Origin of the sequence: Chengkuizengella sediminis (assembly GCF_010078385.1) — a bacterium.
GTDB classification, from domain to species: Bacteria; Bacillota; Bacilli; order Paenibacillales; family KCTC-33759; genus Chengkuizengella; species Chengkuizengella sediminis.
In genome coordinates this window covers 1-17,688 of the sequence record NZ_SIJC01000002.1, presented here as the reverse complement: position 1 = coordinate 17,688, position 17,688 = coordinate 1, and the positions used below count along the sequence as shown (strand labels likewise).

General features: G+C 34.9%; 15 protein-coding genes and 1 pseudogene. 8 read left to right on the top strand and 8 right to left on the bottom strand.

The window, feature by feature from the left end; translation table 11 throughout:
- Window positions 1-212: 212 nt before the first annotated feature.
- The 3 genes from hypB to EPK97_RS04690 all read left to right on the top strand — a co-directional run bounded on the left by hypB (window position 213) and on the right by EPK97_RS04690 (window position 4,048).
- Window positions 213-884, top strand: coding sequence for a hydrogenase nickel incorporation protein HypB (gene hypB, locus EPK97_RS04700; protein WP_162035471.1), 672 nt, complete (start codon window positions 213-215; stop codon window positions 882-884).
- 36 nt (window positions 885-920) lie between these two features.
- Window positions 921-3,626 (top strand): FAD-dependent oxidoreductase, encoded by a 2,706-nt coding sequence (locus EPK97_RS04695; RefSeq protein ID WP_162035470.1) that lies wholly within the window; start codon window positions 921-923, stop codon window positions 3,624-3,626.
- An 80-nt stretch (window positions 3,627-3,706) separates the two neighbouring features.
- Window positions 3,707-4,048: a hydrogenase maturation nickel metallochaperone HypA gene (locus tag EPK97_RS04690; protein WP_162035469.1), complete on the top strand. Its 342-nt coding sequence runs from the start codon at window positions 3,707-3,709 to the stop codon at window positions 4,046-4,048.
- A 291-nt stretch (window positions 4,049-4,339) separates the two neighbouring features.
- Here EPK97_RS04690 and EPK97_RS04685 read toward each other — a convergent pair whose 3' ends face one another.
- Window positions 4,340-5,938, bottom strand: coding sequence for an alpha/beta hydrolase (locus EPK97_RS04685; RefSeq protein ID WP_162035468.1), 1,599 nt, complete (start codon window positions 5,936-5,938; stop codon window positions 4,340-4,342).
- Window positions 5,939-6,149: 211 nt separating this feature from the next.
- Here EPK97_RS04685 and EPK97_RS04680 point away from each other — a divergent pair, with 211 nt between their 5' ends.
- Window positions 6,150-7,322 carry a sensor histidine kinase gene (locus tag EPK97_RS04680; RefSeq protein ID WP_162035467.1) on the top strand — a complete coding sequence of 391 codons (1,173 nt, stop codon included), beginning with the start codon at window positions 6,150-6,152 and terminating at the stop codon, window positions 7,320-7,322.
- A gap of 10 nt (window positions 7,323-7,332) precedes the next feature.
- Window positions 7,333-7,965, top strand: a complete 633-nt coding sequence (locus EPK97_RS04675; protein ID WP_162035466.1) for a response regulator — start codon at window positions 7,333-7,335, stop codon at window positions 7,963-7,965.
- On the opposite strand, the gene EPK97_RS21685 is transcribed toward EPK97_RS04675, so the two are convergent.
- Both EPK97_RS21685 and EPK97_RS04665 read right to left on the bottom strand, forming a co-directional pair.
- Window positions 7,952-8,047 (bottom strand): fasciclin domain-containing protein, encoded by a 96-nt coding sequence (locus tag EPK97_RS21685; RefSeq protein ID WP_276609469.1) that lies wholly within the window; start codon window positions 8,045-8,047, stop codon window positions 7,952-7,954. The two genes, EPK97_RS04675 and EPK97_RS21685, sit on opposite strands and share 14 nt — an antisense overlap.
- Window positions 8,048-8,286: 239 nt before the next feature.
- Window positions 8,287-8,427, bottom strand: coding sequence for a hypothetical protein (locus tag EPK97_RS04665; RefSeq protein ID WP_162035465.1), 141 nt, complete (start codon window positions 8,425-8,427; stop codon window positions 8,287-8,289).
- A gap of 346 nt (window positions 8,428-8,773) precedes the next feature.
- On the opposite strand from EPK97_RS04665, the pseudogene EPK97_RS04660 reads away from it, so the two are divergent.
- Window positions 8,774-9,089, top strand: a pseudogene (locus EPK97_RS04660) (transposase); the annotation flags it as partial.
- 203 nt (window positions 9,090-9,292) lie between these two features.
- On the opposite strand, the gene EPK97_RS04655 reads toward EPK97_RS04660, so the two are convergent.
- The 3 genes from EPK97_RS04655 to EPK97_RS21680 form a co-directional block, all read right to left on the bottom strand.
- Entirely contained in the window at window positions 9,293-9,649 is a 357-nt protein-coding gene (locus EPK97_RS04655; protein ID WP_162035463.1) for a hypothetical protein, read from the bottom strand.
- Between the two features lie 743 nt (window positions 9,650-10,392).
- Entirely contained in the window at window positions 10,393-11,175 is a 783-nt protein-coding gene (locus tag EPK97_RS04650; protein ID WP_162035462.1) for a PEP-CTERM sorting domain-containing protein, read from the bottom strand.
- A gap of 348 nt (window positions 11,176-11,523) precedes the next feature.
- On the bottom strand, window positions 11,524-11,871 hold the full coding sequence (locus EPK97_RS21680; protein WP_240903699.1) for a hypothetical protein: 348 nt from the start codon (window positions 11,869-11,871) through the stop codon (window positions 11,524-11,526).
- A gap of 469 nt (window positions 11,872-12,340) precedes the next feature.
- Between EPK97_RS21680 and EPK97_RS04640 the strand changes: the two genes are divergently transcribed.
- The gene (locus EPK97_RS04640) at window positions 12,341-13,354 is read left to right on the top strand and encodes a catalase family protein (RefSeq protein WP_162035461.1); all 1,014 of its coding nucleotides are present in this window, start codon (window positions 12,341-12,343) and stop codon (window positions 13,352-13,354) included.
- 238 nt (window positions 13,355-13,592) lie between these two features.
- Window positions 13,593-13,958 (top strand): MFS transporter, encoded by a 366-nt coding sequence (locus EPK97_RS04635; protein WP_420826777.1) that lies wholly within the window; start codon window positions 13,593-13,595, stop codon window positions 13,956-13,958.
- Window positions 13,959-14,158: 200 nt separating this feature from the next.
- Here EPK97_RS04635 and EPK97_RS04630 read toward each other — a convergent pair whose 3' ends face one another.
- Together EPK97_RS04630 and EPK97_RS22680 are read right to left on the bottom strand one after the other, a co-directional pair.
- Window positions 14,159-16,999 (bottom strand): beta/gamma crystallin family protein, encoded by a 2,841-nt coding sequence (locus EPK97_RS04630; protein ID WP_162035459.1) that lies wholly within the window; start codon window positions 16,997-16,999, stop codon window positions 14,159-14,161.
- Window positions 17,000-17,415: 416 nt separating this feature from the next.
- Window positions 17,416-17,601, bottom strand: coding sequence for a class III lanthionine synthetase LanKC N-terminal domain-containing protein (locus EPK97_RS22680; RefSeq protein ID WP_476695765.1), 186 nt, complete (start codon window positions 17,599-17,601; stop codon window positions 17,416-17,418).
- Between the last annotated feature and the right edge of the window lie 87 nt (window positions 17,602-17,688).

Here is a 17,688-nt window from a genome sequence, read left to right as displayed (position 1 = left end):
CTGCATGTCTTCTTTATGATGCTAAGATGATATCTTATGGCAAAGAACACAAAAAGTTCAGAATCCTAAGAAGAATTTGATGCTAAAATGAATTTGTAGGTAATGTTATTTTTTGTTTTCAATTGGAAAAAATACTATAGTCTTGGAGATTTTTATCCAAATCTACCAACTTTAGTAGATGGTCATTTAAATCAAATAGAGGGGGAAATGGTATGGATACATATAAAATTATTGAGATTAAGGAAAACGTTTTCAAAGATAACGAACGGCAAGCGGATTTGCTTAGAGAAGAATTGAAAAAAGACAAGACCTTTTTATTGAATTTGATGTCATCACCAGGATCGGGTAAAACAACAACTGTTTTAAGAACAATTGACGCTTTGAAAGATGAAATGAACATTGCAGTTTTAGAAGCTGATATTGACTCAGATGTCGATGCTCATACTGTTGCGCAAACAGATACAAAAGTAATCCAATTGCACACAGGCGGGATGTGCCATCTCGATGCAGATATGACCAAACAAGGTCTGTCTGAACTGGGAACAGAAGGAATTGACTTCGCCATATTAGAAAATGTAGGTAATTTAGTATGTCCTGCAGAATTTGATACTGGTGCATCAAAAAATGCCATGATTTTAAGTATACCGGAAGGAGATGACAAACCACTAAAATACCCTTTAATGTTTTCAATTGTTGATGTTTTATTGATTAATAAGATCGATGCAATAGATATTTTTGATTTTGATATAGAGGCAGTCAAAGAGCGCGTTAGTAAATTAAATCCCAATATCAAGGTTATCCCAATCTCTGCTAAAACCGGTGAGGGAATTGGTGAGTGGGCCGACTGGATACGCACTGAAATCAAAAGTTGGAACCAAAAATAATACATAGAAGAACATTATGATGAGGAGTTGAACTTTATGGTAAAAGAAAAAGTTCTTGATCTCGCGAATAAGATTAGCCGGACAAAACGTGGTTCAAAATATGAAGTGAAACCGGAAGACCCGGAATACCGAATTCTGGAGCCGGTTGTTACCGATGAAATGGCCGAAGTCGCACTTTGCCTTGAGCTGAGGAAGCCAAAGACCAAGGAGGAAATTGCTGCTCTGTGCGCTAAACCCGTGGCGGAAGTGGAAAAAACCCTCTACCAGTTAGCAATGGATGGCGTTATCAGTTTTTTGTCCGAAGATGGCGTCGATAAATTTCAGCTTGACCTGTGGGTTCCAGGCGTTATGGAATTCATGGTCGTCAACAAGGAAAATGTTAAAAAGTATCCACAGATTGCCGAGTGCTTTGAAGAATATTCAAGAAGTAAAGGTGAGATGCTAGCTGGAAACGTTCCGGTGGGTATAGGCGTAATGAGGGTTATCCCCATAGAAAGCGCCATAGATGGTGAAACCAAAAGGGCATCTTATGAGGAAGTATCTATGTATCTGAATGAAAATGTAATTTTTTCTGTTTCCGATTGTGCGTGCCGTGCAGTCAGAGAATCCATGGGTGAAGGCTGCGGTCACTTGAAGGAAGATATCTGTATTCAGCTAGGCGAAGGCGCCGAATTCTACATTCGCACAGGAAGAGGCAGACAGATTACCCGTGAAGAAGCTTTTGAAATTATTAAAAAAGCGGAAGAAAACGGTCTGATGCATCAGATAGCTAATACTGAAGGTCCCGGAAAAACTCACGCAATTTGTAACTGCTGTGGATGCTCTTGCCTCGCATTAAGACATGCAAATTATTTTAAAAATCCTGATATTGTACGTTCAAATTATGTATCACAGGTAGATAAAGACAAATGTGTTGCCTGCGGAGAATGTGTTGAAAACTGTCCCTCTGATGCATTGAAATTGGGTCAGAAAATATGCGAAATAACTCCTAGTATCGCAAAGAAAAGAGATCTTCCATATAATACAGAGTGGGGTTCGGACAAATGGAATCCGGATTATCGTCTTAACCGAGAAGTTGTTGTTGATACCGGATCAAGTCCCTGTAAGGCAGATTGTCCTGCTCATATTGGCATTCAGGGTTATATTAAGCTGGCTTCCCAAGGAAGATATACCGAAGCCCTTGAACTTATCAAGCAAGAAAATCCGTTCCCTGCAGTATGCGGACGTGTCTGTCCGAGATATTGTGAATCCGCCTGTACCCGAGGCGATATTGATGATCCTATCGCCATAGATGATATCAAAAAATTTATTGCAGAACAGGATTTGAACACGGATCGTCGTTATGTACCTCAAATAAACCATCAATACGAGAAAAAAATTGCAATTATCGGTGCAGGTCCTTCTGGTCTTTCCTGTGCTTACTATCTGGCTATTGATGGTTATAAAGTAACAGTGTTTGAAAAACAAAAAGTACTTGGTGGTATGTTGACACTCGGTATCCCCTCTTTCAGACTCGAAAAAAATGTTGTTAATGCAGAAATCGACATTTTAAAAGAATTGGGTATTGAGTTTAAAACCGGCGTTGAAGTCGGTAAGGATGTAAGCCTTAAGGACTTAAGAGGTCAGGGATTTGTAGCATTCTATTTGGCAATCGGTGCTCAGGCAGGTAGAAAGCTCGGTATCGAAGGTGAAGACGCCGAAGGGGTTATCACTGGGGTAGATTTCTTGCGTCAGGTCAATTTCAATGAAGAGATGAAAATGGAAGGACCGGCGATTGTAATCGGCGGCGGAAACGTTGCTATTGATGTTGCACGGACAGCTACACGTGTTGGTGCATCGCAAGTAAATATGTATTGCTTGGAAAATTGGGAACAAATTCCAGCCATGGGCGAAGAAATTGAAGAAGCATTGTCAGAAGGCATTTGTATCAACAATTCTTGGGGGCCTAAACGTATTCTTACGGAAAATGGACGTGTTACAGGTGTAGAATTCAAAAAATGTATTTCTGTCTTTGATGAAAATAAAAAGTTTAATCCAAAATTTGATGAAAATGAAACGAAGATAGTCGCAGCGAACAATGTTCTGATTTCAGTAGGTCAAGCAATAGATTGGGGTAATTTGATTGCGAACAGCAAAATCCAATTGATTCCCAACAAGACAATTAAAGCAGATCCTGTTACTTACCAGACAGCGGAGGCCGATGTATTCACCGGTGGTGATGTATTAACAGGCCCCAAATTTGCTATCGATGCTATTGCAATGGGTAAAGAAGGTGCAATTTCAATCCACCGTTTTGTTCAGCCTGGACAAAGTTTATTGCTCGGCCGTACGAAGAGAGATTACCGTGCGTTTGATAAAGAAAACCTTGATCTTGAAGGATACGATCATCTTCCAAGACAAACAGTAGATCATGTTGACGGAAATAAATCCAAAAAAACTTTCAAGGATCTACGCTCCACATTTACAGAAGATCAGATAAAAAAAGAAACGGAACGCTGCCTAGGTTGCGGCGCTACAGTTGTTGATGAGTTTTTGTGTGTAGGATGCGGATCCTGCGTGACCAAATGTAAGTTTGACGCAATTTCACTGGTGAGAAAATATGATGCTGCTAGTATCGAGTTGAGCGAAATGAGACCCACCATTAAGAAATATATGGTGAAACGTAAAGTGAAAATTGTAACCAATAAGGTACCTAAGACTTTAAGATCAATTTTCTACAAAGAAAAAGGCAAGACAGAATAATTGACATATTATTCGAAGTAAGAGACGGAGGGGCGCAAGTTCTTCCGTTCTTTATACTTTGATAAGAAGGGTGAGTTCATTTGCACGAATTAGGCGTTACTATTCATGTCATTAAATCTGTAGAAGATTTCGCAAAAAAAAATGCATTAACAAAAATAGACACTTTAGTTCTTCAAATTGGAGAGCTCTCATCATTGATTCCTAAATATATTGAGGCATGTTATCCCGCTGCAGTCGACGGTACAATGCTGCAGGAGACGAAACTAAAAATTGAGATATTACCGGGTAATGCTATTTGCAAAAAGTGTAATAAAGTTTTTAACCTCATTGAGAATCATAATAAATGTCCAAACTGTGGAAGTAAAAACTCCGAGATATTATGCGGAAAAGAATTTATGATTAAGGAAATTATTGCTTGTTAAAATGAGAGTCAGAAGCTGCACCTTAAGAAATCTTTTATGCGATATGACTGTGATCTTAAACCAGGTTAGTAGAGAGCACAGGATGACAGCTTTTCCCTCCCCTTCCATACTAGACTTAAAATGAAAGTTGAGAGGGATAATTAAGTGAACCTTATGGAGGGATAACATGCATATAGCGCAAGGAATCGAAATATTTCAGATTGAAAGAAAAGATTTATGGGACAGGATATGATCATACACCCTACACTTATTTGGGATAAAGACATAGCTGTTTTGATAGATACAGAATTTTCAGAGTAAAAATAAATTCTTAGCGAGAAGGTCAAATATGAAATTTTGCTTGGATCTAATTTTCTTCATAATGAAGTAGATCGCGATAATGATCATAATAGGGATACAGAATAGTAGGAAAACAATCGTTTTGACAATCGTAGTGATGTTGAATTTGGAATGAAAGCTGAACGTTTCTTCCATAAATAATGAATCATCGGCGATTCCAGTACGGTAAAAAGAAGTAAGTAATCTTTCCATTGCTTGCGGCTGTGCTTCTGTTACGGTATGTCCCATATGATGTAACTTAATATAGGTTGCATTGGAAAGGTGCGGGATGAGATCGTTTTCCGCATTTACCGCAGGTGTTGACATATCTAGATTCCCGTTGATCAACAGTGTTCGAGTGGAAGAGGGATGTACATGCTTCAATTCCTCAGCGACGGGATACTTTGGCCAGGACTGGGCAAATCCACCAAAAAGCAGTTTAGACACCGGTGATCCAATCGTGTGTGCATCGGTTTCTATTTTTCTGTAGTTTCTAGATTTATCATAATCCATCACGCCTTTTGCTAACATATCTCCCCAATTGCTGGCGGTAGGTAAGAGCCAATCACAGGCCAAAGTCAATGCAGCGAAACCACTGTAGTCTCCGTTTGCAGCGGCTTGATATGCATCGAATACATAAGGAGAAGTTTCTGTCTCCATCAATAAAAAGAAGGAAGCGACACGAATTTTATCTTTATTAATGTTAAAAAAGAGCCATCGGTCTGGAGCGTCATCAAAAGCGGTATCCATCATTTGTATTAGGCTTTTGTCTGTTTTGGAATGACTAGTTTCAGCTTTCCAAAGTGTTTCATATTGCTCAAGAACCGAATCCATCACATCAGGTTCCCACATGAAAGCACCAGGTGGATTAATACCTAACAACGCAGCATATTGAATATGTTCGGAAAAATATTTATCGTAATATTGTGCGAGTCTTGTGCCATAGCTGACGCTGTACAGATTGATCTTATCGTATCCCAATGCGCGTCTAGCTGCATCCAGATCATGTACAACTTCGAAAGGGCTATATCCAGATAAATCTATGCCTTGCGCTTGGTAATCTCGAATTACTTCTTTTGTAATATTTTCGATTTGTGAAAGTCCCTCTTCAGACAGCAAATCGTCTGCTCTTAATGCATTTTCAAGCTTCTTGCTCCTTAAATTTGTACTACCATCCATCCCTCGATATCCAACAAGCACCATGTCATGTGATAATAGCAGCTCTTCGGGACCTTGCAACTGCATATTTGAGTTTCCTGGTCCCCCTTCTAAAATAAATATAGGTGCTAATGGTGACTCGTTTACCGCATTTACTTTGACGACTGGTATACCTATTAATTTTGAATCCAACTTCGAGCGATTTTCAGGTACGATAAGAATGCCATACTCTGCATCATATTCATTTTTTCCGTATGAATAAGTCAACTTTTTTTTATGAATGAGATCCCCTGCTTTAGCGGTTTGCGGAATGGTGGGAAATGGATCATCACTTGACTTATTCAGGAACATCACAGATACAATACAGATCATAAAAATTATGGATAAACCAATGATCCATATTTTATTTTTCATTTTGATTACCTCCATTTCTATTGGATGTAAACAGTATAAAATTAAAATAGGTCATATGATAACTGACTGTGGTCATAACTTAAGTCATATTTTTAAAAAAAAAGGGAGTAAAATCGTGCCGATAAAATAAGAGGTTTTACACCTTCTAGTGGAGAAATAGAAGGTGATCCCTAGTTAGGATTGGAAATGGATCAATGAAAGAAGGTGAACAATGCGTTTTCACAGCAAAATACAATCTTATACACTTGGAATCATATTTGTCCTGCTTTTATTGATTATCTATTTAAAAAATCCTGCTAATCAACTGTATATTCTCTTTGCCATTACTGCATCACTTACGATAACAAGTTTGCGGACGATGGTATACTCTAAGTTTGAAAAAAACAAATGGAGTTATATTGTTGCATGCATGGAAATCCTTCCTTTACTCATAATTAGTTATGTTGATCAAACGAACATATCGCAAGGATTGTTTTTTATTCTAGTCGCCGATTTAGTTATTAAGTATCCATATCATTTCACATTACCGTATTCTTTTGTCACATTTGTGATGTATTTAGGGATGGAAATAGAAAAACAATCGTATACAAGTTTTATGGATATATTGTATTTCATTATTAATTCTGTGCTTGTTTACAGTATGATCCTATCCTTTGTTTATCTAGCTAAAAGCCAGATTATGAATGCTGCGGCACTAAAAAAACTGATGCAGGAGTTAGAAATGAAAAATAAGGAACTGGAAGAGATGATTTTAGTGGAGGAGCGCAATCGTATCGCTGGTGAAATACATGATACCGTTGGGCATACGTTGACCGTTGCTTTAATTGAATTAGAAGCAAGCAAAATGCTCAAAGAAAAAGATCCAAATTTATCGCTGAAAAAATTAGATATAGCGAGAAACCAAGTAAAAAAGGGACTTGCTGACTTGCGTACCTCTATAAATATGTTAAAGGATGGGCACCACCCTCTAGGCTTTATATCTTCCGTTGAATTATTTGTTCATAATACAATGAAACACTGCTTCGTTGAAATTGATTATACAATACAGATTGAAACCCCTTTGCTGCCGATACAAGAAAGAGTGTTGTATAATGCCATTCAAGAAGGATTCACGAATGGCTTAAAGCATGCAAATAGTAAACGATTTACACTATTGATTAAAGAAAAGGGTCAAGTTATTCAGTTGGAGTTAACTAATTTTGGATCCGTACCCGTTATGATACATATGGGATTTGGATTGAACAATATGAAAGAGAGAGTAGAGGGCTTAGGAGGATATTTTCATGTTACTGTTGTTCCTGATAAAAGCTTCTCTATACATATTGAATTGCCTATTGGTAAGACGATAAGTTCACATCATGATGAAAAATATAAGGACGACTAGGAGCATGAAGATGGATAAAATTAAAATTGTAATACTAGATGATCAACAACTAATGGTAGATGGGTTAAAAACGATTTTACAATTAAATAATCAATTTGAGGTGGTTGGTACAGCTTTTAATGGAGAGGTTGGCTTTGAACTTGTAGAACGGTTGCAACCAGATATTGTCCTAATGGACGTTCGTATGCCTGTAATGGATGGTGTCGAATGCACAAGACGGATCAAACTAAATTTTCCTCATATTTTTGTCATTATATTAACTACATTCGATGATGACGCTGATCTAATGAAAGCTTTGCAGTATGGTGCGTCAGGATATATTTTAAAAGATATTGAAGGGCATCAACTTTATCACATTATCCAAGATGCAATGGCTGGCAATGTTATATTACCAGGGAAACTAGCCAGCAAGCTTTCCAAACATTTAAACCCATCTAAAGTAGCTGTGCAAGGTGATCCCCATCCATTTTCTAATCGTGAACTTGAAATCACACGATTAATATGTGATGGATTGACAAACAGAGAAATTGCTAAACAACTATTTCTTACGGAAGGGACGGTCAAAAATTATATTAGCAAAATCTACGAGATGATTGGCATTCATGATAGAGCAAAAGCGATTGTTTATTTCAGAAGTTTATAATTTCTGTTGGAGCAAATACAGTAAATGGTCCTTTTCCCTTCAGTGTCTCCACCAAATTAGCTTTCTTTAAAGCAGCTACCAAAGTATTAAATTCACCTGCTTCTATGGGTGTATCAACAATATCCTTTTTATTTTCAGAATAATTTTCTCCTGCAAATACTGCCGTTGAGTATGAACAGAATTATTGCATGCTTTTTCTTTTACATCAATAGAGCCTCCTATTTTTTCTAGATATAAGCATTAGGTGTTTAAAAAAAGAAATTCATTTTTTAAAAAAATCCCCCTACGTGCTTTCTAAAGACTAGTAAATTATCGATATACCTAAAAAAAATCAATAAATAAGTCTACTCTATCTGAAGTTTCTATAAAATCAACTACACTATTCTGAAGTAATAACAACGGAGCAAATAAACCTAAAATAAAATAAACAATTAAAATTGGGTAGAAAGGAAATAAAGACAATCTTACAGCCCACCTTAGAATATCAATATGAATATATTGAATAAATTCTATTAAAATTAACAAAAATATGATTTGAATAGTAGATAAATTATATAGAACATTAAGAATTGGAATTTCTGAGATGGCATTAATTTGAAGTAATTTCTAATAATCTAAAAGAATGATCCCCATCAATGAGATTATAGTAAGTGGATTCTCGGCAGGGAACATTTTATATTGATATTTAATATGTTAATTGATTATCTTTTATATAGTATTAATGAATACATACTTTTATATATTATTATCTTTATTTATTGTTATATTATTTTAGTTATTATTTGATATTAATATAAAAATAAATATAATTACGTATATACCTTTTCATAATCGTTTTTATTATTTATCCGTAATTCAAGATTATGTATAACAATGAGATTGTCGCATGGAAACTATCCAATCGAAATGATTTCAAACTTGTACAGGACACTTTAGAGGAAGTACATAAAAAAAGAAATGTGTACGGAACCATCATTCACTCAGATCAAGGGTTCCAATACACATCCAAACAAAACAACAAACGATTACAAGACCTAGGCATGATCGGCAGCCACTCTCGCAAAGGAAACTGCTTAGATAATGCCTGTATAGAGTCATTCTTCTCTCATTTTAAAACAGAGAAGTAGTATCAAATTCATTGTAAAAATTGCCCTGGCATGTCTTAAGTCCTTATTAAGAGTAATCTTAGTAAGGACTTTCTTTTTATCACCCTGCTTCCCTCCCCTAGCACAATGGATGATACTTTCCCAACAAAAAAAGCGCCATATTAGCGCCTTTCTGTTAACCGTTTACCAATAAAATTTTATTTTCAAACTCGTATCTAGCTCTAGCATTCAAATACTGTTGCTTTTAGGCTACGAGAGCCAATTGTGATTAATGGGGATGGTTGGTTTGACGAATTTGTACATCTTAGTACATAGGTATTCATTCCAAGATCAGGACTATCATCCACTAAAGGAAAATTAGGAAAGTTCATATGTCTACCATTTATTCCACTAGTTCCTACTGCTCGATAATCCATTTCATCAGTGATCATTGCAATGGGATCTCCATTACGAAGGAGCTCATATTCAAACAAAAATGTAACATCGGTTGGAAGTTGCAAAGTCGCTTGTGCACCCATTTGAACCATTGAATCAAGTGAAACTTGTGTTTTATGTGGATATTTAACGCATACATCCACAGTAAGTACTTCCTCAGAATCACCGGGAGTTGGAATAGAAATTACATTTGGATCACTAGCATCATATGGATCATCTACTGAAACCGTGTCAGCAACGACAAAAGGTCCTTTTTTAAGCCCATAAATCTTACCTCCTACTTTATTAGATTAAAATAACATTTCATACTATCTTATGAACAATCTAATGAAGTTGCTTGGACTCTTATCTATGGGCTGGAATGTAAAAAACCAACTGTTATATTTTAATTGATAATTGGGATAATATAAAAGCAAGCTGTTTGTACTAGTCCTTATTAAGAGTCATATCTTAGTAAGGACTTTCTTTTTTATTGGTGATTATTTACGCTCACCATCAGCGCTCCCGATCTGTTCCTTATCGCTGGGATCACGAACAAGGAGAGTCTTAAACAGGAACAGAGTCATTTATCAAAAATAAGATATAGTAATGTATCATAAACATTCATGATTTTGAATTATTATAGATAGTTATTTATTACACTGTAACATATTTTTAATCATAATTATATTGGTAATTTTTGATTTATATATATTCTACTTTTTCTCCAATTCTATTCATTTGCAGTTTCTCTAATACTTTAATTGAAACGATATTATCATCTCGGCACTCGGCGTTTATTTTATTCCTCTGCTGAAAGTGATGAAATGTACTCTTCTGTACAAGCAAAATAAAGAAAAAGCACCACTAGGGTGCTTACATATAAAAAATTGATTTAATTACTTACTTATGCTTCAGTTAATATGAATTTCACTTTCGGAATGTAGATACTTGTGAGTCCTTCATACCCTGAGTCATTTCCAACTAATAACCACAACTCTCCATTTTCATCTGTTTTTACAATAAACGCATCATCAAAGTTATCATTGTTAAAGTTTTTCAATTCATAGGAAAAATCAAATATAGTACTTAATTTTGCTAAGTTACCAAGAACTATAGCCTCTTCGCCACTTATAGATTGATTTCCTTTATCAATATTCATACGATAAAAACCGTCTTGTATAATAATTGCTGGCTCTTCTGTTGTTGCTCCAGCTTTCACATAATTGCTTTCTCCAGGAGCTCCTCCTATACCAAAAGCCCCTTGTGGAGCATTTGTAGCAATTTCAATATCAAAATTTACCAAATAATTCGTATTAGGTTTCAAACCGTAACTTGTATCTACTTTCTTTTTTATAAACATAAAAAGATCGTCACTTCTATTAACTCCACTTAAAAATAAGCCATTTCCCTCTGGATCAATCTCGATTGGTAAACTCTCTCTTGAAAACTGTAATTGATACTGAGACTCATCATAATCTACCGGATAATCTGCAAAATCACCTATCCAGCCTCTATTATCTGAACCAAATGTGTCTACTATAACAAATTTCGTTTTATTAATAACAGATTCCGCATTATTATTAATATTAACATTACTCCCAGCAGCATAGCTCCCCATTGAAACTGGTAGAGATAAAGTGATGCACAATACAGTTATTAAAGCAAATAGTTTTTTTGATTTTTTCATTTTTTTAATCCCTCTTCTTAGTTGATATTTAAATTAATGTGTGAATTTAGGCGCCTAATAAAATATATAAATATTAAATAATATTGTCAATTATTTTTCTTCTTACCAGAGGTAGATTTTTTTCTTGAGGAATAAAGGATAATTATATACTTTCCTGTCCTTTAAAAAAGAAAGAGTAAAAAAAGAATTAAGCAACTAGAAGATGATTCCTATATTGTGATATTTTGTTGTAATGTTTCATAAATCAACTGAAATATTTTATTCAGTTCTAGTTTTTTTCCTCTGCTTAGTAGCCTCCTTTCTGTTATTTCAAGCTTTTTTAATAGATCGACCTGTCCTTCTAGGAGCTTAATTCTTGCTTCCTGTCTCTCTATAATTTCCGCTTGAGAAAGTTCGCGTTTTTAGAGGCTTTCCAGAAGAGGTTTTGCGAGTATCTGTAAGCCCAATCATCCCATCTTTCTCATAAGCTTTTTTCCACCTATGCGCTGATTGTTCAATTCGCTTTAAGCCTATTATATCAATATCAAAACCATGTTCCTCAAATATTTGTCTTGGGAATTTCCCTGCTAAGATATTCATCCATAAATTTATTTTTGAAAGCATCTGTATAAGTAATAGCCAAATTACTAACCCGCTGCACATTTGGATTTTTTTGAAGTATATTAATTTGTTTTCAGAAAATATTATTTTACTCATAATCGTTCACTTTGCGTTGTCAGTTCGTAGATGTAATGTTTTTAACTTTCGTTTTTACCTACCTGCATCACCACCAGTAAAATTTAAGAACTCATTGTATCATATTTTTGTTGTTTACAATAATTATGTAGCCATTAACGATCTCTATACTGAGTGGCGTGGAAGCCATGCATATGTAAGAAAAGGACAGATTGACCAACAACAGTTGGAGTCTGTCCAAAACGAGAAAGAATTCATAAACTCTAAGAGAATTGGTACTCTATTTTTCTAGCAGACTATTTTTGCAACAGAACCGGACGTGAGTATATTAGAGATAAATCTTTTTAGCATAATATTTTAGATGGAATAAAATACAATTTGAAAATAAAACAAAGATTATATAATATAAAAACAAAGTCTGTATAATAGTTATTAATAACTAATAAAAAACAGTCATAATAAACTTATTTCAAATATAAGGAGTCAAGTTATGAAAAATACATATTCACCAACAAAGTTTGAATCTATCCCTGCTGATGAAGCATTAGTAATACAATCAATGCAATCTTTATTACAAGGAAAAATGGAAAAAAGTTATGAAAAAGGAAATACAAAAAGAGATGCTCACCCTAAACATCTCGCCTTATTAAAAGCTGAATTTGAAATTGCATCAAATCTTCCTGAAGAACTTAAAGTTGGACTTTTCCAAAAGGAGAAAACTTATCCCGCTTGGATCAGAATCTCCAGTTCTAGTGGAACACCACAATCAGACAACAAGAAGGATTTTCGTGGCTTTGCCATTAAACTAGTTGATGTTGAAGGTGAAAAATATCTTAAAGAGGAAAAACAAACGCAAGATTTTGTATTATTGAGTCATCCAACCATGCCATTAGGAACGGTCAAATTATTTCATGATGCAGTTTACTATGCTCTTAAATGGAACCCATTAGTAATGATTCTAAAATTCATGGTTTCTGGAAAAGGACATCTCCTTAAAGAAATGAAAAAAGGAAAGAAAAATCAAACTTCCCCATTAGATATTCGTTTTTGGAGTACAACACCTTATTTGTTTGGTGAAAATAACGTTGTTAAATACTCCATTATCCCTACATCAACATATAAAAGCTCTTTACCAAATGAGCTGACGAATACTTATTTATCAGATAATATTGAAAAACATCTCAGAGAACACGAGGCAAGCTTTGATTTTATGATTCAGTTTCAAAAAGATCCTCTCTTGATGCCAGTTGAAGATGCAGGTGTCGAGTGGAAGGAAACAGATTCTCCTTTTATAAAGGTAGCAACTATAAAAATACCTCAACAAACATTTAGAACAAAAGAAAGAGATGAGTTAGCTGAGGAAATGTCATTTTCACCAGGTCATACATTATTAGAACATCAACCTATCGGTGGTATCAATCGCGCTCGCGTTGAAATCTACAAAAACTTATCCAAATTCAGACATGTTAGGGATAATCGTAAAATGCTTGAACCAGAAGATTAATAGGGGTCACAACACCAAAAAAAGAAAATTGTACGTTTAGACATAATTTGGATACATAATAGCCGATTCCCTTTACGTTAAGGAATCGACTGTTCATTTTTATCGCTTTTTCATAAAGCTTTTCTCTCGTAATGGCCGTAGATTATTAAAATCTGTTCTTTGTTTGCCATACGTAATCACCTGTTAATGTGATATGTTCCCAACCGAGTGGAGATAAGTTTAGGCGTTTCACCAACCAATAGAAGCAGGATCTACAATGACACCCATGATGATATCTTTAATTGTTGCGAGCGTTATAGGGGGTAGGTTGTTACTGCGAATTAAATATAGAACAAACCTTACCGTAGGAATGATCATTACAAGCATAGGATTTTTCCTTATGAGCACGATGGGGCTGGAGTCAACAATGTGGACAGCCGATGGATTTATGATTGTTATGGGATTTGGAATGGGGTTAGTGATGCCTACATTGATGATCGCTGTACAAAATGCATTTCCAAAAGAAAAGTTAGGTGCTGTGACCTCTGCATCTACATTTTTTAGATCCATTGGAGGTACCATTGGAGTTATGATCTTTAATGTTGTCATGAATAATACATATTAACGGGATAAAAAGAAATCTGTTGTAATTGGAAAAGAAAAGAAGGAACAAGGAATCAAAAAAAGACCTTGTAACGGAGTGACAATCTCACCCCTAAAGGGCAAACCGTAAATGAATTGCTTAAACATGAAGAGGAGCAGTCCCCTATGTGAATGTATCTACATTTCACGAGTTGAAACTGCTCCTCTTATTAGTCTCTTATATTACAACTCTTCAATTATGAGAGAACTAACTTTATCATTTCCAATAGTATTTTCATTAGGAGTGCCAAAAGCATTATCGTACGGCTTGATGCTGTCACCCACGATGTCATTAAACTCTTCACTTGCTCCACCAAAATTAGGATCTTCGTATAATGTAACTTTATAACCGATAACAAATATTGAACTTAGTGTATTATCTTTAAAATCTACTCTGTCAATTGACGAATGATTTCCAGGAGTAGTTACATTTGTATATCCCCCATTTACATCATATTCAGCATTGGTGAATAAATAAACACCTTTCCCGAATATTTTAAACGACGAAACTGTATTATCTCCTACGTTTCCTGAACTATCTAGTCTATCATCTTTATGTCGAATTGCTTGTACTTTACCGCCATATTTACTGTGTTCATACAATGTAACACCACGGTTCCCGATAGTTAGCACGGATGACAATCTGTCATTAGTCATTCCACAATTTTCGACAAAGGAACATTTATATTCATAATCAATATATTCATAAGCTCCTCTTAAACCAAAATCATTAAAGAAATAAACACCTTCGCCTTTGAACACATTAATTGATGAAGCTGCATTATCATTAAGAGCATGACCATCAGCTAAATTAGGTTCTCCATAACCGTCTTTAATGACAGCCAAATTTCCTTTAAAGCCAACATCCTGATATGCAACTAATGCCCAATCACCAATAACTTTCACCGAATCTAAATTATCATTTCCAAGAAAATGATCCATTCCCGAGCCATCATAACCCATTCTTACACCACCAGTCCCGGTACCAGTCAATGTTTTTATATCACCAGTGAAATCATACCCACTAAATGCATAGACTCCGTCTTCTTGTTCTTTTACTTCTATAGAAGACACCGTATTCGATTGTATAAGTTTTGAGTCAAGGTCATGATTATAATAATAACCGTTCTCCGAGAAGATCGCTTGTGCATACCCTAGATAGTCCCCGTCTTCGAATAGTCTAACATATACGTTTCCTTGAATTATCATTGATTTCAATTTGTCACCAAAATCATATGTTGCATCGTGTAAATTAGGCAAAGATTGACCCTTACTTACTGTAATACAATCCCCTTTGAAATTTAAATTTTCAAATAAAAACGCAGTTTCTGTCACTGTAAAATTATTAGGAACCAAAATAGCATCTGATTGAATAATTTGACCATCATAAAGTATTTCTTTCGTAATATACAGATCATCATTTGGATTTGCCACTAATAAGTCATATAATTCAGGAGATATATTTATAGAAGTATCATTCCCTTCAAACGAACCTATTAAATCTCCGCCTAAAGATGGGTCTCCAAGATGTATATTATACCAAGTTCTTTCCCCTACAAGAGGTTGAGAATCAGTCCATTCAAGTGGAATGGAACAACCAACGGCAAACTCTCTAACGTCTTCTGGACTTGTTAAATCCAATGTTACTACTTGTTCATTACTATAATTTGACACCGTATAATAAAGTACCACAATAGTATATAGATTATCCTGACGAAACGATCTGAGTTTATACGTATTGCTTTCTTCAGGTTTTACATTCACGTCAGTCCAACTCGTTACTGTTGGGTCTAAGATCGTTGCAGCAATACTATCATTTTTATAAACAAAGAAACCTTCAACATTCGAATCAGTCACTGGATTCCAAGAAATTGTTGTCGTTAAGTTACCAAAATCTGGAGTAGCTGTTATTTGAGGTACTGCTAGTGTTGTATCTACATCATAAACAGGTGTAGAAACACTAGCGTGCAATTTATTAACCATTTGTATAAAATAAGTGTTCTTTTCAGTTGTAAGTCCTACATCATCTAAATCATTATCAAAAACATCATCTAGTTTGCCAAAATTGACTCCAGAATTATAATTTACTTTTACATTTGTGACTAAATTATATACACCCCACTTGTATGCATTTCCCCCAGAATATCCAAATTCAAATGAAACTGTTTCTGTAGTAGCTGCGTGGTATGTTCTAGAAATTGCATATGTTCTTTCATCTGCATAGTTGTAACTCAGAGTAGCACCTACTGTAATTCCAGCTAATTGGTTTTCATATTCCAATTTAGCCTCTGTTCCAAATCCATGTGTAATAACCGCTGATTCAGTCTGTTCCGTACTTAATCCATACTCCATTCCTATTGATAAGGTACTTGCTGTACCATCAGGTGCAATTCCAGCACGCGCTAACTGCCACCATTCCTCAATATCTAACGTGAGACCCTCAGCAAAGTGTGATTCTTTATTTAGTAAAAGTATAATCCCTTCAGGAACATCACCCTGAAGTGGGAATGTAGTTACAATTGCGTTGTTTGTTGGATCAAAAATACCTAGAAATGTAGAGACACCAATATCATAACCTTCATCACTTATCATAGCATTTAAATGACTTATATCCCTTCCTGCGAGATCTTCGTAAAATTCAGAATTATAGAATTGATTATTTTCTCCATCATATTCGCCCGTACCTATTTTAACTCTAACTGGTATATTATCAAATCTTTCTGGTACTACACCTGGATAAATTGTTCTACTTTGATACGTAGAATCTGGATATGCATCCTCCATTTCGGTAGCAGGGACGATAAGTGGAGGCAATTTGTAATCGCCGCTTGATGAACTAGCCGTATCCATTGTAGATGCTGTTTCTTCAGGTACATATACCTTATAGTCACCATTATCGATCTCCACATATCCTGCTGCATTTACCTCTGATGCAAATACGCTCATTGTGATCAAAGCTAAAACGAATGAAAACATAACACAAATGATAAAACTAGATAGATAATTTTTTTTGAACATTAACATATTTATTTCCTCCCAATTAAATTAATCATTTTACCTCTACTTGAAAACCCTTACATTTGAAAATAAAGAACATAATTATAACAAATAGATTCCATCATACAAACTTCACATTAGATATCACCTCCTTTATTTAAGTTAGTTGTAACAAACTAACTATGATACGAAAACTTGACAACTAAATAATAGACATCTTTTATACATCATAGAAACTGTTCATTCCAAAATTAAATTAATTATTTAGTTATAAATAAAAATATTCATATGTATCATCATGGTATTCAATAATTAGAAACTTAATTATATTAATTTTCTGAATTTTCTAATAATAATTGAACTAATATATAAATTTTTTATAAAAACATTTTCAAACAACACCATCATTGCACCGCTTTAATTGAATAATTAATATATGTTTGTTATAAATAACATAATACGGACTTCTGTATAATTATGCAATAAGAATATTCTGGTAAAAAATAATCTACGTAAGATGCATCATCCTTAATGTACATTTTTTCATAAGCACCATAGCGAAAATAAACATTTCCATCGAGCCATCTTTTATCATTTAGTATATAGGAATCAGCTTTACATTTTAGCAATGGTGGAGGTGTATACTTAGCTGATCACATTAAGTCTGGAGAACAAGTAGTATTGAAAGAAGGGCGACCTGGGCGGGTCTTGATGGT

Excerpts from the sequence above, each read along its gene's own strand:
- EPK97_RS04650 (WP_162035462.1), bottom strand. The coding sequence starts at position 11,175 with ATGAAAAAATCAAAAAAACTATTTGCTTTAATAACTGTATTGTGCATC.
- EPK97_RS04640 (WP_162035461.1), top strand. The coding sequence starts at position 12,341 with ATGAAAAATACATATTCACCAACAAAGTTTGAATCTATCCCTGCTGAT.
- EPK97_RS04695 (WP_162035470.1), top strand. The coding sequence starts at position 921 with ATGGTAAAAGAAAAAGTTCTTGATCTCGCGAATAAGATTAGCCGGACA.
- EPK97_RS04630 (WP_162035459.1), bottom strand. The coding sequence starts at position 16,999 with ATGTTAATGTTCAAAAAAAATTATCTATCTAGTTTTATCATTTGTGTT.
- EPK97_RS04685 (WP_162035468.1), bottom strand. The coding sequence starts at position 5,938 with ATGAAAAATAAAATATGGATCATTGGTTTATCCATAATTTTTATGATC.
- EPK97_RS04675 (WP_162035466.1), top strand. The coding sequence starts at position 7,333 with ATGGATAAAATTAAAATTGTAATACTAGATGATCAACAACTAATGGTA.
- EPK97_RS04680 (WP_162035467.1), top strand. The coding sequence starts at position 6,150 with ATGCGTTTTCACAGCAAAATACAATCTTATACACTTGGAATCATATTT.
- EPK97_RS21680 (WP_240903699.1), bottom strand. The coding sequence starts at position 11,871 with ATGAGTAAAATAATATTTTCTGAAAACAAATTAATATACTTCAAAAAA.
- hypB (WP_162035471.1), top strand. The coding sequence starts at position 213 with ATGGATACATATAAAATTATTGAGATTAAGGAAAACGTTTTCAAAGAT.